A 22,300-nucleotide genomic window follows, 5' to 3' on the forward strand; every position below is an offset into this window, starting at 1 on the left:
TTAGATGTGAAGTATTTTCTTTAAACGGCGAACGCCCTCTTGAATCATGCTTTCGTCCGTACAGGCGAATCCTAGCAGTAATCCCTTTCGATTGCTTTCAAAACAATAAGGACTTAAAGGATAAATGCCAACGCCAGCTGCCTTTGCTGCTTCAATGCTTCCTTTTTCATCAAAGTCTGGTGTTCCTTCTAAAAAGACATGAAGGCCCGTATCGGTTCCATAGATACGGAAGTGTTTGTCAAATTGATGTGCCAAAAGGGCTTCCATCATGGCCGCCTGTCTTTTTTTATACAGCTGTCTCATTCGCCTGACATATCGGGTGAATTCTCCTTCTTTGAAAAAAGAAGCAAGTGTGATTTGTTCCATAATGGGCAGCTGTCTTTGAATGAGTGATTGCAGTGCGGCAATTTCTTTCATGACTGCTTTGGTGCCGATAATGGCAGCAAGGCGGATGCCAGGCGCCAGCACCTTTGAGAAGCTTAAGATGTAAATCACATGCTCGGGTGCTTCTGAAAATAGGGAAGGGAGCGGCCCGCCATGGTAACGATAATCTCCATCAAAATCATCCTCTAATATATAAGACTGATGGCTGACAGCAAACTTTAGCAGCTGCTGCCTTCTGTTTACACTCATACATACTCCAGTTGGACGCTGATGGGAGGGCGTCACAGCAATCAGTTTTGTTTGCTGGGGCAATGTATTCACCATCATTCCTTCTTCATCAACTGGTGCGGGGTGAATGTTCATTTCGCGATGCATAAACGACAGCCTTGCCCCAGGAAAACCTGGATCTTCAACAGCTACTGTATCCCCTTTTTTAAGCAATACCTGTGAAATCAAATCAATGGCTTGCTGGGTGCCACCTGTTAACACCATTTGATCTTCTTCTACTTCAATCCCGCGCTCAACAGATAAATATTGGCGTATTTCTGAACGCACTTCCCATAATCCATGCGGGGAGGAATAGCCCCAATTCTTCATATCTAATCGCTGTAATGCTTTCATGAGCGAGCGTTTCCATATGTTTTGAAAGTGTTCATCGATCGCCGGTTCCTGATGACGAAAATCAATATCGAGCTTCTCATGAAAATGATTGGCTGACAGCCAATGGTCCATTTGTTTTTCGGCTTCTTCAAAGTGAGGTCTTATCGGAGGTGGGAAAGGCGGTTCACTTTGATGGGGAGGGGAAGCTGTATATTGATCACTTGAAATGACCTTTGTACCGCCTCTTCTAGATGTGCTGACGTAGCCTCTTGCCAGCAGTTCATCGTAGGCAAGCTGGACGGTTGATCTTGATACATTAAGCTCCTGTGCGAGCACTCTTGTCGGTGTTAACTGATCGTCAGGATGCAGTTTTTGTGAATGAATTTTTTGAATGATCTCATTTACGATTTGCTGCCAGAGCGGGGTGGCGCTTGAACGGTCTAAATGAATATACATCGTGCACCTTCTCTCGTTTTCACATCATAAGATGATGATGACACGGAATTATGGACTGGTCAATAGTGCCGTTTTTGGATGTAGGAAGTAAGCCAAATGGTGTGTACACTGTTCTCATATGTAATGATATAGAGGAGAGAGTCAAATGATCCCAGCATCCAAAGAAGAAACGGCACACTTATCCATCATCCCGTTTATTTTCGTTTTACTTGGTCTTTTTATGATTACGATTGCTGTGAATCTGCAAGTGCCCCTTTATACGGCATATGCAGAACAAGCAGGGTACGGAAAGGCGGCAACAGCACTTGTATTTGCCGCGTATGTCTTCGGTCTCATTCCAGTTTTGCTTTTTCTTGGCGGTATTTCTGACCGGGCTGGACGCAAACCGATTTTATTGGTTGCGCTTAGCTTTTCGTTATGTGCCACCTTGTTGATGATTGTACATCCTTCCATACAGATGCTTTTTGCTGCCCGGCTGCTGCAAGGTGTCGGTCTTGGTCTTAGTGTTGGAACATGCACCGCATATTTGATTGCTTTATATCCTGAGAAATCAAGCTGGATTCCAACTTTTATTGCATTATGCAGTTCGGTTGGATTTGGGGGCGGTGCTCTTTTTACGGCACTTCTTTCTTTTCAGCGTGTGTCTCTCACGCCGCTTAGCTATTGGATTGTGCTGGCCTTTTTGTTCTTAACTATTGTGGGTGTCTTCTTTTTCGTGCCGCCTGTCCAAGGAGATTCAGGTAAACCGATGATGAACATGCCAAGATTTCCAAAAGGAACAATGCCGGCGAATGCAGCCATTGCTATCGCGTGGTCGGTGTGCGGCCTTGTCATTTCAATTTTGCCAGCACAGCTTAAATTAAATGGTTATGAATTGTGGGTAGGACCGGCGCTCTTTTTGATTAATATGGCAGGTGTCCTGATGCAGCCCTTTGTGCGCAAGATGAATAGCAGCACAGCGCTTCTTTTGGGGTTTATCTGTCTTCCATGCGGATATGGCCTCTTGCTATACGGTGCAAACAGCGGATCTATCTTCCTTGTGCTTGCCGGAACGATGCTGGCGGGTACTGCTTGCTATGGATTTACTTATTTAGGTGGACTTCAGCTCATTGTTGAGCGGGGGAAAAAAGAGGCGGCTAGAGCCGTTGCAGGGTATTACTTGTTTGCTTATTTAGGTCTTGGTATTCCAAGTGTGTTTGTTGGCCTCTTCGCTGATATTTACGGTACTCAGCTCGTATTAATCCTCTTTTTCTTGCTCGTTTTGGCTGCCTGCCTCATTCTATTCATCTCAGGTGTCAGACAGAAACAAAAGTAAGATGTCCATCTTTCTCTTTCTCCTCCAATTCGTTTAAAATATAGAGAGGAGAGGGGAAGATGAACATGAAAAAAGTGCAGCTGGACGGCGCAGTGTGCAGGTCGCAAGAAGAGCTTCATGATCAGCTAAAAACCGTTTTACACCTTCCTGATTATTACGGGAAAAACCTTGATGCTCTTTGGGACTGTTTAACAGGAGAGGTGGATCTTCCAGTAGAACTGACATGGGTGAATTTTCAAACGAGCAAAGACGCTCTTGGCGATTATGCTGAGAGCTTGCGTCAGTTATTTCAAGAAGCAGAAGAAGAACTGAAGGGACAATTTCAATTTGATATTCAATCATGATGGAAAAAGCAGCCGCTGCCGCAGGCTGTTTTTTGATTTGATTTGTAAATAGGTGAGCTGTCTGATGTTTAAGATTGTGGATTCATAAAAATATGTTGTATGAAGGAAACTTTCATCAAAATATGTTATAGTGGGACCTACATTGATAGACTAAGATAGAGTGAGGGTTCGGAAAGGATGAAGGAAAAAACAAGATCAAAAAGAAGACTAAGGCCTTGGGTCAAAGCCGTGCTGTTTATCATGGCATTTGTCATGGTGATGGCAGTGTCCGTGACTGGATACGCATATTATAAAATTTCAAAAGCGTCGAATAAGGCGCAAGTATCATTAGAAAGAGGAGACACCTCACAAAAGCGTGTGAAAGCTTTTGATCCAGGAAAAGACAGCTTTTCGGTGCTGCTGCTTGGAATTGACAGCCGTCCAGGTGAAACGGTAGACGAAGCAAGAAGTGATGCGGTCTTACTGGCGGCGGTGAACCGAACAGACAAAACCATTAAGCTTCTCAGTATTCCTCGTGATTCTTATGTGGATATACCGGGAAGAGGATATGATAAAATTGCTCACGCCCATGCGTATGGGAGTGCAGATTTGTCAGTCAAAACGGTCGAAAACTTGTTGAACATTCCTGTAGACTATGTGATTTCAGGTAACTTTAAGGCATTTCAAGACATTGTGGATGAGCTAAACGGAATTGATGTAACGATTGAAGATGAAAGCATCGTAAAACAGATGGAAAAGGATTCAAAAGGAAAAGTTCAAGTGCGCACAGGCACTCATAGACTGAATGGCGAAGAAGCTCTAGCCTTTGTGAGAACGAGAAAAGCAGACAGTGATCTCATGCGCGGAAAGCGCCAAATGGAAGCACTTCAAGCCATCTTTGAAAAATCTAAATCGATTTCTTCGATCCCGTCATACGACAACATCATTGATACGCTTGGTGATAATGTCTCAACCAATCTTTCCATGAAACAGTTCATCGGTCTTTTTCCATTACTGAGCTCATTGAAATCAGTAGATACCATTCAGCTAAAGGGTCATGATTATCAGCCTGGGAATGTGTATTATTTTGAGTTAGATGGACCAGAATTAAACGAAGTCAGAACAGAGCTGAGAAAACAGCTTGAATTATCATAAATAAGTAGGAGCCTGCCGCCGCGGCAGGCTTTTTTTGCATGTGTAACGCGCCGCATTTCAGCCTATAGTTCATTTGTTTGTTGGAGAAAATATCGAGTCAGCAGTTCCTCTACCCGGTGACGTATACGCGGATTAAAGTATTTATGCTTTTCTTCATAGCCATTTATGATAAATAGGTACGTTGTAAATCCCTCATCGTGTTCAATTTGCTGTACTTTCATACTTTCTTTACGTAAATCCTGCTTCAGTTCATAAAGTGCTTTCTGTGCTTCCTTTAACACAGAGGTCACAAGCTGAATGTATGGTTCATTTAATTTAAATGTTTGATGTTGTTTTAAGTGTGTCAGATCACGATTGAGGATGGAGATGACCATAGGAAGAAAGATGGCCTGTTCCATCATTTGAAGCTGTACTCTTGATAGTCTCGTCATGTCTAAGCCTGCTTTCTTTATAAATAGAACAAACGTTCTTATTTATTATATCGAATGAGTCAAACAATCTCAAGGGGGGGGCGAGTGGGATTTATTTGTATATTTTTATGTTTTCCATGTAAAATGAAATGTAGACTAACCTTGAAGGAGTCAAACAAGTTGACATCATTTCTTTCTCTATTTACTCATGAAAATATCACATCATTTTTTGAAAGCTACAAGGCCTTTGGACCAATTGTCGCTATATTGCTTCCTCTAATTGAAGCATTTCTTCCTTTTTTACCACTCGTGGCGTTTGCGGTGGCAAATGCAAATGCATTCGGCCTTTGGGAAGGCTTTTTATTAACCTGGATCGGTGCAAGTGCAGGTTCTATTCTTGTCTTTTTACTGATCAGAAAATTTGGACAGATGAGAATGCTGAACTTTATTAGCAGACACCCTTCCATTAAGAAATTAATGCTTTGGGTAGAGAAACGGGGATTTGGTCCGTTATTTATTTTACTCTGCTTTCCTTTTACACCTTCTGCTGCCGTCAATGTGGTCGCAGGCTTATCAAGAATTAGCATGTGGCAATTTTCATTAGCTGCTTTAGCTGGTAAGTGTGTCATGCTCTTTATCATTAGTTTTATTGGTTATGACCTTTCTGCTTTAGTAAAGAATCCGTTAAGAAGTGTTTTTGCGGTTCTAGTTATCGTTTTATTATGGTATGTTGGAAAGAGAGTAGAAAATAGGTTGAACATTCGAATGAGCAAGCGTGAGGACAAAGGAGGCTCTTAATGAAAAAGAAGCCATTGTTATGGTTGATGATTATTACATGCATCGTCTTATTGTTCCAGGTAAAGAATTTCATGTTTGTGAAGTATAAAGTAGAAGGGGTTAGTATGGACCCCACATTTACAGATGGAACAGAATTATTAATCAACAAGTTCTCGCCAAAACTCACGAAAATTAGTCGGTTTGATTATGTGTTATTTCACGGACCAAAAAATCAAATTTTGATCAAACGGGTCATTGGGCTCCCGGGAGAATCGATCAAGTATGTCGATGATCAGCTATTTGTGGATGGTGCAAAATGGAAAGAACCCTATTTAAAAGAGCAGAAAAAACATAAAATGGGGAATGTCCTGACAGGGGATTTTCAGCTGAAAGCCATCACAGGACATGATAAAATCAAAAAAAACCATTACTTCGTGATCGGAGATAACCGAATACATAGCTTTGACAGCCGGCATTTTGGAACGATTTCAAAAGATCAAGTAGTTGGTGTCAAAAGAAATCAGGATGAATAAAAAAGAGGCGCTCTGCACATGCAAAGCGTCTCTTTTTTATTTAGCGGCTTTATATTCAGGATGTCTTTTTGCCCAGACATGATGTAAGAATCGAAAAAACGGTGGCAGCATAGCTATGACAAGAATGATTCTAACGACTTGTACAGCTACTACAAAGGTTGAGTCCTCATGGAGTGTAACTGCTGTTGTTGCCATTTCTGCAATACCGCCAGGCGAAAAGGCAAGAATGGCTGTAATGACAGAAATCCCTGTGACCTCAGCAATGGCAATTGAACTGAGAACCGTTGCAGCAATTAGTCCAGCTGAGCTGACGACTGCTACAATTAACGTGTTTTTTAGTCCGACAAACATCTGTTTATTCATTTTTGAACCGATGGTTGCACCTAGAAATACCTGTGATGCGATATTCGCTTGTGCTGGCCAATAAGGAATCAAATCATGACCTATGAGCGCACCTGCACCTACTTGAAGAGCAGCAACTCCTAACATGCTGCCAATCAGCCAAGGGGCAGGGAAATGAAGACGAACCGCTAGGCGTGACATAAGCCAGGCACCTAAAATAAGTGCAGCAGTCCACGAGATGTTTGACAGGGTGAAAACACCGGATGAAAAGGCGCTCCCTTGAATGCCTGCAGCTGCATCCGCTGGATTTTTTGTATTTAAATAGAACACCGTAAAAGGGATGGTGAGTACCACCATTAATACACGTGTTGTTTGTACGAGACTGACAACGGCTGTATTTGCTCCAACCTCTTGGGCAATCCCTGGCATAGCAGATAAACCGCCTGGTGCTGTGCCGACAAAGCTGGTCAGCATATCTGTTTTACTCAGCTTCCATAAGGCAAAGCCAGAGAGCATCGCCAGTAGAATAGAAAAAACGAGCATGAAACTCACAGGGAGCCAATGTTCAGCGAAAATATGAAGAACTTTCATGTTCATTTTTTGTCCGAGTTCGATTCCGAGAATAAATTGACCAAGGAGTAGCCATCTGCTGTGAATACGCAAGGTGTTGTTTCCTTTACGCTGAAACAGGGTGGGACGTCGCATGGCAATAAATGCAGCTGTGATTAATGTACCGATCATCCAACCAATAGACATTCCTGTTAAAGACAAAAGAAAACCACCTAAACCGCTTATTGCGATCAAAATGAGATCGGTTCGAAGGCTGTTTCCTTGTTTCATCACATGTAAACCTTCTTCCTATAATTTTGTTCAGTAAGTGAAATGTTGTTATCTTCACTATAATACAAAAGTCTCTATAAATAAAATACGAATTTTTTTACCATTTTCATAAGATTATCTTATCAAGAACCTGACAGCTTCTTAATAAAAGTGAAGATATAATTTTTACCAAAAACAAAAACAAATATACAACGATTTTCCCCTATTTTTGTTATCAGTTGACTATCATTTTCAATTACACTACAATCCTTAGTGTGAGGTGATAACATGAAAATTCCTTCTTTTAAATATAATGAAAAGGGATTGAATCGTTTTTTCGGTCCTTTAGAGGGAAGAATTATGGAGATCCTTTATCAAGGTGAGGATATGCCGATTAAAGAAGTGCAGCAGAAGCTGTCAGATGAAAAGCCGATTAATTTCAACACGGTGATGACTGTGCTGAACCGCTTAACCGAAAAGGGAATTGTGGAGAAGAAAACAAAAGGGCGTTCATCTATTTATAATCCTATTTTAACAAAAGAAGAATTTCTAAATGAGCAGACAAAATGGATTACGCAAGGTCTGATGGACGATTTTGGTCCACTGGCAGTGAATCATATGGTGGATGCAATTGAAAGTGCTGACCCTGAATTACTCAAAGTGCTTGAAGCAAGGCTGGCATCCAAAAAAGAGGAGCAGCAAAATGAATAAAATGAAATCGAGCCTGCTATTTTTAGGCGGTATATTGATTGGTTTAACGATTTTTTATCAGATGGGGTATTACGTGCTTTCAAGCTTTTTTGGCTGGAATCAAGCATATAATCTCATTCATGTATGCCAATCTGTTCTCGAATTCTATGGATTCACTCCTTTGAAATATTTTCTAGATGCTTTAGTGCTCTATACACTGGGATTTGCGATTTTCTATATGACGAAGCAAATCAAAACGTACATTCAATTCAAGCAAAATCTCATGCTTGCAGTCAATCACGAGTCGACCGAATCTTTATCTGAGAAATATGCAAACGACATCGTTGTGTTTCATTGTCATGAACCGCTTGCTTTTGCCATGGGGATGCTTCACCCAAAGGTTTACCTATCAACGTCTCTCATGGACATGCTGGATGAAGAGGAGATTGACGCTGTTGTTCATCATGAATTGCACCACAAATACAGCTATGATCCTTTAAAGGCCTTCACATTCTCAATGCTCACAAAAGTTATTTGGTACATTCCAGTGTTAAAGCATATGAGACAAAGCTATTCCGTTTTTCGTGAAGTGATCGCAGATGACTATGCGATTCGGCAGACAGGCACTGAGCTTGGAGTAGGGCAAGCCCTTTTGAAACTCATTAAAAAGAGAACTCAGTTTCAAAAACAAACGAAGTTTGCGGTATCCTTTGGAGATCGGGCATTGAATTTAAGAATACAAAAGATCTTAAATCCAACATACAATATTCCTTTCAATGTACCCATCATTCCCATTGTCACATCAACCATTCTCATGGTGGTCTTGATGATTATGCTTAATCTAAATTACTAATTTTTTTTACTTATTAACATTACATTATGTAGTGTAAAAACAGGAGGAAATCACTATATGAAAACGAATCAAGAAATAGGAACACTTTTCGTGCGTGTTATTTTAGGTTTGATCTTCTTTCTACACGGACTTCAGGCATATCAAGGAGGTCTGGGAGGAACAGCGGCATTCTTTGGACAAATCGGTATACCGGAATTTATGGCCTATATTGTGAAGACAATTGAACTGGTCGGTGGTATCGCCTTGATTTTAGGTCTAGGAACACGTATTTTCGCTGCGCTATTTGTACCGATTATGGCTGTGGCGATTATGACGGTTGGTTTTTCTAAAGGATTTGTTGGCGGTTATGAATTTGAACTATCACTGCTTGTCATGGCGCTTTATTTAACACTTAGCGGCAGTAAGATGCTGTCCATTGATGGGCTGCTAAAACATCAGCAGCAAAGCAATGAAGCAAAATTTCATTAAACGATCATGAAAAAAACTCCTTCTGCTATGTGTGGCAGAGGAGTTTTTTTATTTATCAAATTGTTGTTTTCACGTTTGAAAAAGGGAAAGAGATGAGAGGTTTGCTGAAAATAGTCCTTTATTTTATAGATTGAATGAACAAAAAGACGATTTCATTTTTTGACGGAACATACGATCTCCTATTAAAATAGGACTATCTAAGACACATGGTGCGTTAAAAGATATAAAAACCATACAGCATGCTGCTGTTCATCTTGAGCAATACGTTTCATCAGCTCTTTTGTTCCTTGATCCCGGACATAATCTGATACCGTTAAGTAAAAATCGACCGTTCTTTGTTCATCTTTAAATGCGAAAAGAAGCCCTTCTCTAAATTGATCTGGACAAGGTTCTGTTACGCTTGGTTTGTGGTTTTTACCTGTTAAAGAATAATATAGCTTTGTAAATAGTTGATAGTGTCTGACTTCATCCTGGCGTATTTCTTGAATGATTTTTTTTGCCTCAGGAGTTTTTGCTCTTTGGGCAAGTTTTTCGTAGCATTGGATCGCAGAATATTCACCATTGATCGCTTTTTCAAGGTCAGAAATGATCCTTGTGTTTTGGCGCATGTCATATGGCGAGTAGTCATAATAACCGTAATACATGATATTGCCAGCCTCCTTTAAGTTCATGATGGTTTATGATATGAGAAGAGTTAGGAAAGGTGCCTATATCTTTTTAGGAAGGAGAAGGGGAAAATAGCTATTTAATTCTATTTTCGCTAGAATATGAGTACATAAGAAAGGTGTTGTGGAGCGTGGAGATTCAGTTTTTAGCAGGCAGATCGGGGAGTGGAAAAACGACTGCAATCTTAGAGGAAATCAAAGAACAGCTTCGGCTAGATCCGCTGGGTCCGCCAATCATTTTTTTAGTCCCGGATCAAATGACATTCTTAATGGAGTACGAGCTTGCAAAAACGTCTGAAGCTGGCGGGATGATCAGGGCCAAAGTATTTAGTTTCACGCGTCTTGCTTGGTCTATTTTACAGCAGACTGGCGGAGCGAACCGGCAATTTGTGACAAGCACAGGAATTCAAATGCTTTTAAGAAAAGTAATTGAAGAAGAGAAAGAAAAGTTTAAGGTATTCAAAAAAGCGAGTGATAAGCCAGGGTTTGTCGAGCAAATCGAAAAGACGATGGCTGAGTTCAAAAGATACTGCATGTTGCCGGAGGATATTGAAAAAATTTCATTATCGAGCATGCATTCAGAGTATACAGAAGAAAGACGGGCAGGCGAAAAATTGCATGATCTGCATGTTCTTTATCAGCAGATGGAGCAGCATTTACAAGATGAATATGTGCACTCAGAAGACTATTTGACGCTTCTCACGCAGCAAATTCCTCTATCTGAAGAAATAAAAGGAGCACATATTTATATAGATGGCTTTTATCAATTTACACCGCAGCAGCTTCTCGTCATTGAACAGCTTCTGCTTCATGCTGAGAAAATAACGGCTGCGTTCACAGTGGATCGTTCCTACCATGATAAGCAGCCAAATGAACTTGATTTATTTCGTATGACTGGTAAAACGTATTTCCAGCTCTATCAGCTTGCCAAAGAGTGCGGAGCGGTCATTTCTGAGCACATTTTGGAGAGAAATAACCGGCATCTTCATACGCCAGATCTTGCTTATTTAGAACGCCAATATGAGCAGAGACCGGTGCAGCCATATCAGGAAGTAACCCCTCATCTCACAGTGTCTAAAAGTGCGAGTAAACGAGCTGAAATTGAGGGTGTAGCGAGAGAAATTCTTCATTTAGTGAGAGAAGAAGGACTTAGACTGCGAGATATTTCAGTTGTCGCACGGCATGTAGATGACTATAAAGATACGTTAAAAGAGGTTTTTCGAGATTACGATATTCCTTTTTTTATTGATGGAAATGAATCAATGCAGTATCACCCGCTTATTGAATTGATTCGTTCGAGCTTGGATGTCATAAAAGGAAACTGGCGGTATGAGGCCGTGTTTCGCTGCGTGAAAACAGAGTTCTTATTTCCGCTCGAACTTGCCAAAAACAAAGCGAGAGAACAGGCAGATCAGCTTGAAAACTACTGTATTGCTTATGGTGTAAAAGGAGAACGCTGGACAAACGGCTCCCGTTTCCACTACAGACGATTCCAATCTTTAGATGAGGATTTTGGACAAACAGATCAAGAAATTGAAATGGAACAGATGCTGAATGATGTAAAGGAATGGATTGCACCTCCGCTTTTCCAATTGCAAAAAAGGCTGAAAAAAGCGCAAAAGGTAAAAGACATGGTGGAGGCAGTCTATGTCTTTTTAGAGGAAATACAAGTGCCGGATAAACTTGAAAAGGCTAGGCTGGAAGCAGAAGAAGCAGGTAGATTAGCTGAAGCCATGCAGCATGGACAAGTATGGGATGCTGTTATTCAATTAATGGATGAATTCGTTGAAATGCTCGGTGAGGAGGAGCTCTCATTTCCTTTATTCCAGCAAATGATGGATACAGGATTGGCCTCTTTAAAATTCGCTTTAATTCCGCCTTCACTCGACCAAGTATTTATCGGAAGTATGGATTTATCAAGAATGTATCAAGTGAAGTGTATGTTTATCATTGGGGTAAATGATGGCGTTATTCCCGCACGCCCTTCTGACGAAAGTGTTTTGTCTGAGGATGACAGGGAATGGTTAAAGCGAGCAGGAGCAGAGCTGGCAGAGACAGGAAAGGAACGGCTGCTAGATGAGCAATTTTTAATTTACCAGGCGCTGTCGAGTCCATCTCATCATTTGTATCTGTCTTATTCAGTGTCAGATGAAGAGGGGCGCTCTTTATTGCCTTCGACTCTTATCAAGTATTGTCAGGAGCTTATGCCAAATCATCAGCATGCTTTGTATGTGTTAGACCCGGAACAGCTGGATGACGAGGAGCAATTAAAATTTGTAGCGAATGAGCATGTCTCGTTATCGTATACTGTCTCGCAGCTGCAGCAATGGCTCAACCAATATCCCATCAGTGGTGTATGGTGGAGTGTTTATAATTATTTGATAACGTCAACTCATCGGGATGTATCAAAAAACATCTTGTCGAGTTTGTTTTTTACAAATCGAGCAAAGCGCTTAAAACCAAACGTCACAAAAGAACTTTACGGTGATCACATTCAAGGCAGTGTTTCAAGAATGGAGAAATTCAATGCGTGTGCATTTTCTCACTTTGCTTCCCACGGGTTAAAACTAAAGGACCGGCAATTTTATAAATTGGAAGCACCCGATATCGGCCAGCTGTTTCACTCGGCTTTAAAGCATATTTCAGATACGCTTGTTGAACAAAAAAAGGATTGGAAAAACTTAACGAAGGATGACTGTGTCAACTATTCAAGACATGCAATCGAACAGCTTGCTCCGCGTCTTCAAAAGGAAATCCTCTTAAGCTCTAATCGGCATGCTTATATTAAAGAAAAACTCCAAAAAATCTTAATTCGAGTCTCTTCTATCTTAAGTGAGCATGCAAGAGTGAGTGGATTTTCTCCCGTTGGACTTGAGTTAGGGTTTGGCGGCCAAGGACCTCTTCCGCCGTTTACTTTTCAATTGAAAAATGGCTGCACGATGGAGCTTGTCGGAAGAATTGACCGCGTAGATAAAGCAGAAGGTTCAAAAGGGCTGTTGTTGAGAATCGTCGACTACAAATCGAGTGAGAAAGGTCTTGATCTAGCAGAGGTATACTATGGGCTGGCCTTGCAAATGCTCACTTACTTAGATTTAACCATTACGTATTCGAAGGAATGGCTCGGTGTAGAAGCAAAGCCAGCTGGCATTTTATATTTCCATATCCATGATCCGCTTATTCAAGCACCGATTCCGCTTGCAGAGGATGAAATTGAGCAGGAAATATTCAAGAAATTTAAAATGAAAGGTCTATTGCTTGAAGATGTAGAAGCGGTAAAGCTAATGGATCAAACGCTTGAATCAGGAAGATCACAAGTCATTCAAGCCGGTTTGAAAAAGGACGGATCTTTCCGTTCTGACTCTGCTGTTTTAAGTGAAGATCATTTCCATATACTCACACAGCACGTTCGGCGCACATTTGAAGAAGCAGGCGAAAGAATTACAAATGGTGAAATAGCCATTAATCCATATAAATTGAAGGATCAAACACCATGCCGCTTTTGTTCATTTAAGTCTATTTGCCAATTTGATGAATCGATAGAGGATAATGAATTTAGAGTGCTATCATCTGAAAAGGATGATGTTGTGATAGACCGGATCAAAAAAGAAGGGGATCAGTATGCAAATACCAAAACCGAATAACAGTACTTGGACGGATGACCAATGGGAAGCCATCGTTTCAGAAGGACAAGATATCCTTGTTGCGGCGGCAGCAGGGTCAGGTAAAACAGCTGTTTTGGTTGAACGGCTGATTCGAAAAATGACCCGTCCAGAAGATCCAGTTGATGTGGATCGTCTGCTCGTTGTGACTTTCACAAATGCATCTGCGGCAGAGATGAAGCATCGGATCACAGAAGCACTTGAAAAGGAATTAGCGAAAAACCCCGGGTCCCTTCATATGAGAAGACAGCTGTCGCTCATGAATCGTGCCAATATTTCTACCTTGCACTCCTTTTGTTTGCAGGTTCTGCGCACCTTTTATTATGAAATTGACCTTGATCCAGGCTTCCGTTTGGCTGATCAAACAGAAGGAGAATTATTAGGAGATGAAGTGTTAGATGAACTGTTTGAGGATGAATATAAGGCTGGAAAGCCATCGTTCTTTGAACTGGTTGATCGCTATACTTCTGACCGCCATGATTTAGACTTGCAATGGCTTGTGAAGAGAATTTATGAGTTTTCCAGATCTCACCCTTCACCTGAGCAATGGATGAGGGCATTTCTTTCTCTTTATGATGTAGATGCTCAAACAAAAGTAGAACAATTACCGTTTTACCCATATATCAAAGAGGATCTTTCTCTCGTTTTTCGAAGCTGTCTCGAACTACTCGAACGAGCTCTCGCCCTATCAAAAGAACCGGGCGGCCCGGCACCGAGAGCAGAAAATTTTATAGATGATTTAGAGCAAGTCAATGAATTAATCAGGCACCAAAATGATTTTGAAAAGCTTTACGAGCTTTTGCCAAACATCAATTTTAAAAGGCTCAAAACATGTAAAGGGGACGAATATGACCCTGTGCTGTTAGAAAAAGCCACAGAAGCACGCAATCAAGCAAAAAAACAATTAGAAAAACTTAAAGATGAATACTTTATGCGCAGTCCAGCCCAGCATTTGAAAAGCTTAGCTGAAATGAAGCCGGTGGTCGAAACACTTGTGGAGCTTGTCATCCAATTTGGACAGCGTTTCGAAAAAGCGAAGCAAGAAAAATCAATCGTGGACTTTTCGGATTTAGAGCATTATTGCTTACGCATTTTAGCAGAGCAGGATGCGGAAGGAAATTTGATCGAAACAGAAGCGGCCAAGTACTATCAACAGCAGTTTGAAGAAGTGCTCGTTGATGAATACCAAGATACAAACCTTGTACAAGAAACGATTTTAAAGCTTGTATCTAAAGGGGAACATGCCGCAGACGGCAACCTGTTTATGGTTGGTGATGTAAAGCAGTCCATTTATCGTTTTAGACTGGCTGAGCCCATGCTCTTTTTAAATAAATATAAACAATTTACATCAGACGGCAAAGAAACAGGGAAGAGAATTGATTTAAATAAAAACTTCCGCAGCCGTTCAGATGTGTTAGACAGTACGAACTTTTTGTTCAAACAGCTGATGGGGGAAACAGTTGGAGAAATTGAATATGATGAACAAGCTGAATTAAAGCTTGGAGCGAGTTATCCAGAAAGTAAAGATACAACGACAGAAATGCTTCTTGTCCATTTAGATCAACAGGAAGCAGAAACTGACGAAGAGCGAGAAGAACTAGAGACCGTACAGCTTGAAGCGAGAGTCATTGCTAAAAAAATAAGACAATTGGTGGAGCAGCCATTTCAAGTGTACGATGCAAAACAGCAAATGACCCGTAACTTGCAGTATCGGGACATTGTGATTTTGCTTCGTTCTATGCCATGGGCCCCGCAAATGATGGAGGAATTGAAGAAGCAGGGAATCCCTGTGTATGCGAATCTTTCTTCCGGTTATTTTGAAGCAACAGAGGTGTCTGTCATTCTTTCTCTGTTAAAAGTCATTGATAATCCATATCAGGATATCCCGCTTGCAGCTGTATTAAGATCACCACTTGTCCATTTAGACGAAAATGAAATGGCACTGATTCGTACGAGTGATAAAAAAGGCACTTATTATGATGCTGTGAAGGCATTTATGAGTGTGACTCATTCAGATCACCCTACATGCAAAAAACTAGAACGGTTTTTCAGGTTGCTACGTAAATGGCGTGATTTCTCGATGAATCATTCAGTAGCGGAATTGATTTGGGAATTATACCGCGATACGCAGTATCTAGATTACGTTGGCGGGATGCCTGGAGGCAAGCAGAGACAGGCGAATCTCCGCGCTCTTTATGATCGATCAAAGCAGTATGAAAAAGCTGCCTTTAGAGGACTGTTCCGTTTTCTTCGTTTTATCGAAAGAATGCAGGAGCGTGGAGATGATCTTGGTGCGGCAAAAACGTTCAGTGAAACAGAAGATGTTGTTCGCATGATGACGATTCACAGCAGTAAAGGGTTAGAATTTCCAATCGTCTTTACCGCAGGACTCGGCAGGAACTTTAATATGATGGACTTAAACCAGTCCTATTTACTTGATAAAGAGCTAGGTTTTGGAAGCAAGTATATCCATCCTGAGCTGAGAATTAGTTATGCAACATTACCGCTTGTAGCGATGAAAAAAAAGATGAGGAAAGAGCTATTATCTGAAGAGCTGAGAGTTCTATATGTGGCGCTCACAAGAGCTAAGGAAAAATTATTTCTGGTCGGCTCTGTGAAAAATCAGGTGAAAGCATTAAGCAAATGGCAAAATGCTGCAACCGGAGAAGATTGGCTGCTCCCTGATTTTGAACGTTATCAATCGAAAACATACTTAGATTTTATTGGTCCTGCTCTCATCCGTCACCAAGCAATGTCATCTATTTTAGAAGAAACAGGTGATGTTGTTCTTTCGCATCCATCAGCATTCACAATCTCATTTACTCAAGCTTCCGATCTTCTAAAAGAAGATATGTCACTTGAAAAGGAGCAGCAAGACGAGGTGGTACAAGCTTTGATGGAGGGGCTGCCTGTTGAAGAATATGGTGATGCTGATGAGAAAGTAGCAGAGAGACTTTCATGGAGGTACCCATATCTAGCGGCCTCACAAGTCGGCACAAAGCAGTCTGTTTCCGAGATAAAGAGAATGAAAGAAATACAGGATGAGTACAGTGTTCCTTCTTCTCTTCGAAAAGCTCGTGCCACGTTGTATGACCGGCCGGCTTTCATGAAGAAAAAAGCACTCACTGCCGCAGAGCAAGGCACCGCAATGCACACAGTCATGCAGCATATTGTGCTTCCTTCTGACGAGCCCTACGATGATTCACGTATACAGCAGCTGCTCGATTCCTTACAGCAGCGAGACTTGCTAACAAATGAGCAAGTCCAGTCAATTGATCAAGAAGGAATTGCAGCCTTCTTCTCTACTTCTATTGGTCAAAAGCTGCGAAAAGCGGACTGGGTAAAACGAGAAGTGTCATTTAGTATGGTATTACCTGTTAAAGAGGTATACAGCCATATTGATGCAGAGGGGGAGCCTGTCCTTATTCAAGGGATGATTGACTGTTTATTTGAAACGGACGGAAAGCTATATTTACTAGATTATAAAACCGATAGAGTGCAAGGCAGATTTACAGACGGCCTTGAAGCAGCTGTGCCTATATTGAAAAAACGCTATGAAACTCAAATAGCGTTATATGCAAAAGCAGTAGAACGTTTAACAAACAGAACATTAGAGGAGAAAATTCTTTATTTCTTTGATGGGAATATAGAAATTTCATTATAAATGTTTCGAATGAGAGGTGAATCACATGAGGATTCTGCATACGGCGGATTGGCATTTAGGAAAAACCCTTGAAGGCCGAAGCCGGCTTGATGAGCAAGCACAGTTTTTAGATGAGCTGTATCAAATCGTAAAAGACGAACACATTGATGTCATTGTCATGGCTGGAGACGCCTTTGATACAGTGAATCCGCCTGCTAGAGCAGAGCAGCTTTTTTATGAAAGTCTATCCGCCTTATCTGATAAAGGAAAACGTCAGGTCGTGGTCATCTCAGGCAACCATGATAATCCGGATCGACTATCCGCCGCATCTCCTTTAACAAATGATCAGGGGATTCATTTAATTGGATATCCGACAAATGATATCATCCGCGTCGATGTTCCTTCTTCGAGTGAGCGTTTATCCATTGCAGCACTCGCTTATCCGTCTGAAGCGAGACTAAACGAGGTACTGGCTGAAACATTTGAAGAGAAAGTGCTTCGTGATCATTACAATTTAAAAATACAACAAGCATTCCAGCATTTAAGCACTCAATTTCAAGCCGATACGGTCAATATCGCGACGAGCCATATTTATGTGGCAGGAGGAAGTCAAACAGATTCAGAAAGACCGATTGAAGTAGGCGGTGCATATACCGTTGCGGCTGAAAGTCTGCCAGAAGCAGCCTGCTATGTGGCCCTTGGTCATTTGCACCGGCCGCAAACCATCAAGCGTGCCAAAACGATCGCCCGCTATTCCGGGTCACCTCTTGCTTACAGCTTTTCTGAATCAGGATATGCCAAATCAGTCACGATTGTTGAAGCAAAACCTAATGAAAAAGCAAGCTGGAAAGAAGTGTTGTTATCAAGCGGAAAACCACTTGTGAAATGGAAGGCGACTGAGGGACTTAGTCAAGTACACGAGTGGCTGGATGAAAAACGGGATCTTCAGGCATGGATTGATTTAGAGATTCATTTAACAGATCAGCTCTCTATAGAAGATATCCATCAGCTCCGAAAGCAGCATAGCGGGTTTGTTCATATTAGACCAAAATTTAAAGAACTGCAGCAATTGGAAGAACAAAAGCAAGTTGAAAAGCTCTCGATCGAAGAGCGGTTCGTGAAATTTTATGAGCGCCAGACAGGCGGCGGACTTCCTGATGAAAAAACAGTCAAGCTGTTTTTGGAGCTCGCCAATGAAATGCAAGAGGAGGAAGCGACTTGAAGCCGATTACGCTAACCATTAAAGGACTTCATAGCTTCAGAGAAGAGCAAACAATTGACTTTAGCTCATTATGTGATGCAGGTGTGTTTGGCATTTTTGGACCGACAGGAAGCGGAAAATCGTCCATATTAGACGCGATGACCCTGGCACTCTATGGCAAAGTGGAACGGGCATTAAATAATACACATGGTATTTTGAACCAAGCGGAAGAGAAACTGTCAGTTTCCTTTACGTTCGCTTTGCAGAAGGAACACCATATTTCTTATAAAGTCGAACGTGCTTTTAAGCGGGCGGATGAAATGAAAGTCAGAACGACACTATGCCGTCTGATTGAAATTGGTGATACGCAGACAGTCCTTGCAGATAAAGCGAGTGAGGTCAATCGTAAAATAGAGGAATTACTCGGGTTAACCATTGATGATTTTACGCGTGCGGTCGTCTTGCCCCAAGGGAAGTTTGCAGAATTCCTTTCCTTAAAAGGAGCCGATAGACGACAAATGCTTCAGCGTTTGTTTAACCTGGAAAAGTATGGGGATCAGCTCGTCAAACGTTTGCGTGCAAAGGCGCAGAATCAGTATGGACAAAAAAATGAACTGCTTGCTGAGCTGAATGGTTTAGGTGAAGCTGGTCCAGAGGCGCTCGCAAAGGCAAAGGAAGCGGCAGAGCAGGCAAAGGCTATTTTTCATGAGAAAAAACAAGCGCGGGATGAAGCGTTCACTGTTTTTACAAAGGCGCAAACAATTTGGCAGTATCAAAAGGAACAAGAAGCTTATGAGACGGAACTAAACCATCTGAATCAACTGGCACCATCAATGGAAGAAAAAAGGGCCAAGCTTCATATTGCTGAGCAGGCAGAGGCATTAAAGCCCTATGCGGATGCATTAACAAAGGCTGAAAATCAGCTTTCTCAAGCATTAAAAGAGAAGCAGGAAGCAGAAAATCAGCTTCTGCATCAACGAACGATCTATGATCAAATGACGCAGAACTATGAGCAAGCCAGACAAAAGAAAATAGAAACTGAGCCGGAACTTCTCCAAAAGAAAGAGCAGCTGATTCAGCTAAAGGAAATTGAACGAAAAAAAGAGGCGGCTCTTCAGGAAAAGACGGCAATCGAACAGAGAAAAAATAATACAGCGCAGCAATTATTACAAAAAAAAGAAGAAGCAGACAATCTCCAATCATTGTTAGAACGTGCACTGGCAAAACAAACACAGCTGAAGCGTGAGCTGGAGCCATTACAAGTCTCTGTAAAAGAACGGAAAAGTGTACAGGATGCTTTGCGATTAAGCGAAAATGTTCAAAGAATACATCAAAGCATACACAAGGAAGAACAAAAGATGGAGGAGCTCAAAAAGCGATCAACACAGACCGCAGCAGCATTTGAAAAGCTTCAAAAACAGCAAAAAGACCATCATGAAAAAATAGACCAATCGTTTCAAGCGATTGAACAGCTCTATTTCTATGTATGTGAATTCGAACGGGCTTTTACAGAATGGAGTAAAAGAGAACAAAGTCAGAAGCTCGAAAAATTAAAACAGCGTGATGCTGTTAGGGCGGCGGAATTAAGAAAAGAATTAGCGGCAGAGCTTGTAGATGGTGAGCCATGTCCTGTTTGTGGATCGGTTCATCATGACTCAAAGGCATTGGAAAACAATGACCATGAAGAAACAGTGGCACAAATCGATGAAGTGATTCAACGGATGGACACAGAGCTTAAGCAGGCAGAGGAATACACAAGAGACATGTATGCCGCCAAGCAGCTATTGGAAACGCACGCTAATCAATTAGTAAAACAATTTGCCTTTTTATCTCAGAAAGCTCCAGGTGCGGAAGTTGCGGCAGCAGTAGAAGCAGTGCAAAATCCGGAGTCCTTGCAGTATCTCATGCAAGAATGGAAAGGCTTGAAACAAGATATTCAAGAAGTTGATCGTAAACGAGCTCGTTTAATGGATGAAACACATGATCAAACAGCAGAGATAAACAAGATAAAAGATCAGATGACATTTGAACAGCAGCGTATCGAAGAATTAGACGGGCTGATCAAGGAGCTTCAATCTGAGCTTTCAGAGCAAACATCTCAATTTGAACAGGCCTTCCCGCACTTTACTTTGCATCAAGTACAAGAGATGCAAAAGCAAATAGATGAAAAGGACCAGCAAGCGGAAGGCTATAAAGAGCGGATTGAGAAAAGCATTTCATTTTTAGAAGAAAAACAGCAGGCAAAAGAACAGCTGCAAACAGTCATATACGATGTGGAGAAGGAACTTGATAAACTAGCGCATCAGCTGGAAAGTCAGCAAAAGCTCATTCATCAATATGAAACAGATTTAGGGCGATATCCATTAAAAGCTGTCTCCATTTCTGAAGAACTGATCGAGGTTGAACACACGCTTGCTCGTCTCAATGAAATGGAACAGCAATCGTACAAGCAATTACAGCATGCGCAGGAGCTCTTTAGTCAGGCACAAAGCTATTTTTCAAGCAGTGAGCGTCAGCTTCAAGAGGCTGAACGAAGAAAACAAGAAGCACGAGCAGCATGGGATAAAGAATCGGGGTCTTCTCCTTTTGATAAGCCTCAAGAGATTGAATTTGCTTTCCTGAATCAGGCAGTACGTCAATCAGTTAAACAAGAAATTGATGAATTTGAGGATAAAAGAAAGCAATGTGCTGCAAACTTAAAGCGAATTTCTGAACTGCTGAAAGATGAGTCACTAGATGAAGAGCAGTGGACTGATATTCAACTGAGGAAAGAAGCGGCAGAAAAGGCATTAGAAGAAGCAACAGTGATGAGCGGCTCTGCTTATGAACATCTGCGTGTGATGGAAGAAAATCACCAGCGATTTGCAAGTATTCATGAACGCTTAGCGGAGCTGCAACAAGAAATTGATCGGCTCGATAAGCTGCAAACCGTGTTTAAAGGAAATACATTTGTTGAGTTCTTAGCAGAAGAACAGCTGGAAAGTGTCAGTCGTGATGCATCTGCCCGTCTTGGTATTTTGACAAGACAAAGATATGCGATTGAGGTGGATTCAGAAGGCGGCTTTGTCATGCGCGATGATGCAAATGGCGGTGTCAGACGTCCAGTGTCCAGCTTGTCCGGCGGGGAAACCTTCCTGACGTCGCTTGCGCTTGCACTAGCTCTTTCAGCGCAGATTCAGCTGAGAGGTGAGTTTCCGCTGCAATTCTTTTTCCTTGATGAAGGCTTTGGTACCCTTGATCAAGACTTGCTTGATACGGTCATTACCGCATTAGAGAAATTACAATCCCAAAACTTAGCTGTTGGTGTCATCAGCCATGTGGAAGAATTGAAAATGCGGCTGCCGAAGAAACTGATTGTCCATCCAGCAGATCCAAGCGGGAAAGGGACAACAGTCTCAATGGAATTAATGTAAATATTGAGGTGATGACACGGTGGCAAAGCAAACAATTGGATTATGTGAGCTGTGCGGAAGACAAGATGTCCTGCTCACAGAACATCACTTAACGCCAAGAGAAGAGGGTGGTGCTTTTTTACCGACTGCCTTCTTGTGCATCCCTTGTCATAAACAAGTACATGCCCTTTTTACAAACCAGGAGCTTGCCGCACGTTTGAACACAATTGATGCACTGAGGCAGGATGAAAAGCTTGCTTCGTACATCAAATGGATTCGGAAACAGCCGGCAAGCAAGCTGGTTAAAACAAAAAAATCGAGACAGCGCAGAAAGAAATAAGCATAAAAAAGCGCTCCTCTATTTGAAATGGGTGTAGAGGAGCTGCTTCATGCATTGCCTACCATATTCTGATCGTTTAAGTCAGGATCCACATAGTTGGTGGCGCTAATGCCATTATTTAATATCAAGAAATCTCCGGTATTCCCCGCTCCAGAGCCTAAAGCAGATTTTGACGAACTTTTAGGCGACAGGTAGAATGAGTCACCGACGTTTACGACGCCTCCAGAAATAGAGTTAATGTAAATGGGTCCGACAATTGCTGGCATAATCGACAT

The 22,300-nt window shown here is 41.7% G+C and carries 18 protein-coding genes; 13 read left to right on the top strand and 5 right to left on the bottom strand.

The genetic code is table 11. The features are described from left to right. The gene (gene pdxR / locus NSQ72_RS05075) at positions 1-1,440 is read right to left on the bottom strand and encodes a MocR-like pyridoxine biosynthesis transcription factor PdxR (protein ID WP_341083447.1); all 1,440 of its coding nucleotides are present in this window, start codon (positions 1,438-1,440) and stop codon (positions 1-3) included. Positions 1,441-1,585: 145 nt separating this feature from the next. On the opposite strand from pdxR, the gene NSQ72_RS05080 reads away from it, so the two are divergent. From NSQ72_RS05080 to NSQ72_RS05090, 3 genes are all read left to right on the top strand, one after another. After that, positions 1,586-2,755, top strand: a complete 1,170-nt coding sequence (locus NSQ72_RS05080) for an MFS transporter (protein ID WP_144464938.1) — start codon at positions 1,586-1,588, stop codon at positions 2,753-2,755. 65 nt (positions 2,756-2,820) lie between these two features. After that, positions 2,821-3,099 (top strand): barstar family protein, encoded by a 279-nt coding sequence (locus NSQ72_RS05085; RefSeq protein ID WP_144464992.1) that lies wholly within the window; start codon positions 2,821-2,823, stop codon positions 3,097-3,099. Between the two features lie 177 nt (positions 3,100-3,276). Further along, a complete protein-coding gene (locus NSQ72_RS05090) occupies positions 3,277-4,233 on the top strand; it encodes an LCP family protein (protein ID WP_341083450.1) in 957 nt (318 codons plus the stop codon). A 62-nt stretch (positions 4,234-4,295) separates the two neighbouring features. On the opposite strand, the gene NSQ72_RS05095 is transcribed toward NSQ72_RS05090, so the two are convergent. Further along, positions 4,296-4,664: a hypothetical protein gene (locus NSQ72_RS05095; protein ID WP_341083451.1), complete on the bottom strand. Its 369-nt coding sequence runs from the start codon at positions 4,662-4,664 to the stop codon at positions 4,296-4,298. 159 nt (positions 4,665-4,823) lie between these two features. On the opposite strand from NSQ72_RS05095, the gene NSQ72_RS05100 reads away from it, so the two are divergent. Beyond that, complete coding sequence (locus tag NSQ72_RS05100; RefSeq protein ID WP_024425492.1) at positions 4,824-5,441, top strand: TVP38/TMEM64 family protein; 618 nt, start codon at positions 4,824-4,826, stop codon at positions 5,439-5,441. Next, on the top strand, positions 5,441-5,953 hold the full coding sequence (lepB, locus tag NSQ72_RS05105; RefSeq protein ID WP_039177636.1) for a signal peptidase I: 513 nt from the start codon (positions 5,441-5,443) through the stop codon (positions 5,951-5,953). The genes NSQ72_RS05100 and lepB overlap by 1 nt, the downstream gene beginning before the upstream one ends. A 36-nt stretch (positions 5,954-5,989) precedes the next feature. Here lepB and NSQ72_RS05110 read toward each other — a convergent pair whose 3' ends face one another. Beyond that, positions 5,990-7,135, bottom strand: coding sequence for an AbrB family transcriptional regulator (locus NSQ72_RS05110; protein WP_058838811.1), 1,146 nt, complete (start codon positions 7,133-7,135; stop codon positions 5,990-5,992). 267 nt (positions 7,136-7,402) lie between these two features. On the opposite strand from NSQ72_RS05110, the gene NSQ72_RS05115 reads away from it, so the two are divergent. From NSQ72_RS05115 to NSQ72_RS05125, 3 genes are read left to right on the top strand one after another with little or no spacing between them, the layout of a single operon-like run. Beyond that, positions 7,403-7,825, top strand: coding sequence for a BlaI/MecI/CopY family transcriptional regulator (locus NSQ72_RS05115; RefSeq protein WP_024425495.1), 423 nt, complete (start codon positions 7,403-7,405; stop codon positions 7,823-7,825). After that, the gene (locus tag NSQ72_RS05120) at positions 7,818-8,657 is read left to right on the top strand and encodes a M56 family metallopeptidase (protein WP_039177640.1); all 840 of its coding nucleotides are present in this window, start codon (positions 7,818-7,820) and stop codon (positions 8,655-8,657) included. The genes NSQ72_RS05115 and NSQ72_RS05120 overlap by 8 nt, the downstream gene beginning before the upstream one ends. A gap of 57 nt (positions 8,658-8,714) precedes the next feature. Next, on the top strand, positions 8,715-9,125 hold the full coding sequence (locus NSQ72_RS05125; RefSeq protein WP_039177642.1) for a DoxX family protein: 411 nt from the start codon (positions 8,715-8,717) through the stop codon (positions 9,123-9,125). 197 nt (positions 9,126-9,322) lie between these two features. Here the strand turns inward: NSQ72_RS05125 and NSQ72_RS05130 are convergent, their stop codons facing one another. Beyond that, entirely contained in the window at positions 9,323-9,769 is a 447-nt protein-coding gene (locus NSQ72_RS05130; RefSeq protein ID WP_039177646.1) for a ferritin-like domain-containing protein, read from the bottom strand. Positions 9,770-9,921: 152 nt separating this feature from the next. Between NSQ72_RS05130 and addB the strand changes: the two genes are divergently transcribed. Genes addB through NSQ72_RS05155 form a run of 5 tightly spaced genes read left to right on the top strand, consistent with a single transcriptional unit; the run spans position 9,922 to position 22,025 of the window. Then, on the top strand, positions 9,922-13,431 hold the full coding sequence (addB, locus tag NSQ72_RS05135) for a helicase-exonuclease AddAB subunit AddB (protein ID WP_341083453.1): 3,510 nt from the start codon (positions 9,922-9,924) through the stop codon (positions 13,429-13,431). Next, positions 13,409-17,113 (top strand): helicase-exonuclease AddAB subunit AddA, encoded by a 3,705-nt coding sequence (gene addA, locus NSQ72_RS05140; protein WP_341083455.1) that lies wholly within the window; start codon positions 13,409-13,411, stop codon positions 17,111-17,113. Before addB ends, addA begins: the two co-directional genes overlap by 23 nt. A 25-nt stretch (positions 17,114-17,138) precedes the next feature. Further along, on the top strand, positions 17,139-18,314 hold the full coding sequence (gene sbcD, locus NSQ72_RS05145) for an exonuclease subunit SbcD (protein ID WP_341083458.1): 1,176 nt from the start codon (positions 17,139-17,141) through the stop codon (positions 18,312-18,314). Continuing rightward, positions 18,311-21,706, top strand: coding sequence for an SMC family ATPase (locus NSQ72_RS05150; RefSeq protein WP_341083459.1), 3,396 nt, complete (start codon positions 18,311-18,313; stop codon positions 21,704-21,706). The genes sbcD and NSQ72_RS05150 overlap by 4 nt, the downstream gene beginning before the upstream one ends. Positions 21,707-21,725: 19 nt before the next feature. Continuing rightward, positions 21,726-22,025: a hypothetical protein gene (locus tag NSQ72_RS05155; RefSeq protein WP_039177660.1), complete on the top strand. Its 300-nt coding sequence runs from the start codon at positions 21,726-21,728 to the stop codon at positions 22,023-22,025. A gap of 47 nt (positions 22,026-22,072) precedes the next feature. Here the strand turns inward: NSQ72_RS05155 and NSQ72_RS05160 are convergent, their stop codons facing one another. Further along, positions 22,073-22,291 (bottom strand): spore germination protein, encoded by a 219-nt coding sequence (locus NSQ72_RS05160; protein WP_003211468.1) that lies wholly within the window; start codon positions 22,289-22,291, stop codon positions 22,073-22,075. Positions 22,292-22,300 lie beyond the last annotated feature (9 nt).

This window comes from Bacillus sp. FSL R5-0659 (genome assembly GCF_038008785.1).
GTDB classification, from domain to species: Bacteria; Bacillota; Bacilli; order Bacillales; family Bacillaceae; genus Bacillus; species Bacillus safensis.

Bases quoted from the DNA above. Each gene is read 5' to 3' on its own strand.
- NSQ72_RS05115 (WP_024425495.1), top strand. From the start codon at position 7,403: ATGAAAATTCCTTCTTTTAAATATAATGAAAAGGGATTGAATCGTTTT.
- NSQ72_RS05125 (WP_039177642.1), top strand. From the start codon at position 8,715: ATGAAAACGAATCAAGAAATAGGAACACTTTTCGTGCGTGTTATTTTA.
- NSQ72_RS05080 (WP_144464938.1), top strand. From the start codon at position 1,586: ATGATCCCAGCATCCAAAGAAGAAACGGCACACTTATCCATCATCCCG.
- lepB (WP_039177636.1), top strand. From the start codon at position 5,441: ATGAAAAAGAAGCCATTGTTATGGTTGATGATTATTACATGCATCGTC.
- NSQ72_RS05095 (WP_341083451.1), bottom strand. From the start codon at position 4,664: ATGACGAGACTATCAAGAGTACAGCTTCAAATGATGGAACAGGCCATC.
- NSQ72_RS05110 (WP_058838811.1), bottom strand. From the start codon at position 7,135: ATGAAACAAGGAAACAGCCTTCGAACCGATCTCATTTTGATCGCAATA.
- NSQ72_RS05090 (WP_341083450.1), top strand. From the start codon at position 3,277: ATGAAGGAAAAAACAAGATCAAAAAGAAGACTAAGGCCTTGGGTCAAA.
- NSQ72_RS05130 (WP_039177646.1), bottom strand. From the start codon at position 9,769: ATGTATTACGGTTATTATGACTACTCGCCATATGACATGCGCCAAAAC.
- NSQ72_RS05160 (WP_003211468.1), bottom strand. From the start codon at position 22,291: ATGCCAGCAATTGTCGGACCCATTTACATTAACTCTATTTCTGGAGGC.
- addA (WP_341083455.1), top strand. From the start codon at position 13,409: ATGCAAATACCAAAACCGAATAACAGTACTTGGACGGATGACCAATGG.
- NSQ72_RS05085 (WP_144464992.1), top strand. From the start codon at position 2,821: ATGAAAAAAGTGCAGCTGGACGGCGCAGTGTGCAGGTCGCAAGAAGAG.
- NSQ72_RS05120 (WP_039177640.1), top strand. From the start codon at position 7,818: ATGAATAAAATGAAATCGAGCCTGCTATTTTTAGGCGGTATATTGATT.
- sbcD (WP_341083458.1), top strand. From the start codon at position 17,139: ATGAGGATTCTGCATACGGCGGATTGGCATTTAGGAAAAACCCTTGAA.
- pdxR (WP_341083447.1), bottom strand. From the start codon at position 1,440: ATGTATATTCATTTAGACCGTTCAAGCGCCACCCCGCTCTGGCAGCAA.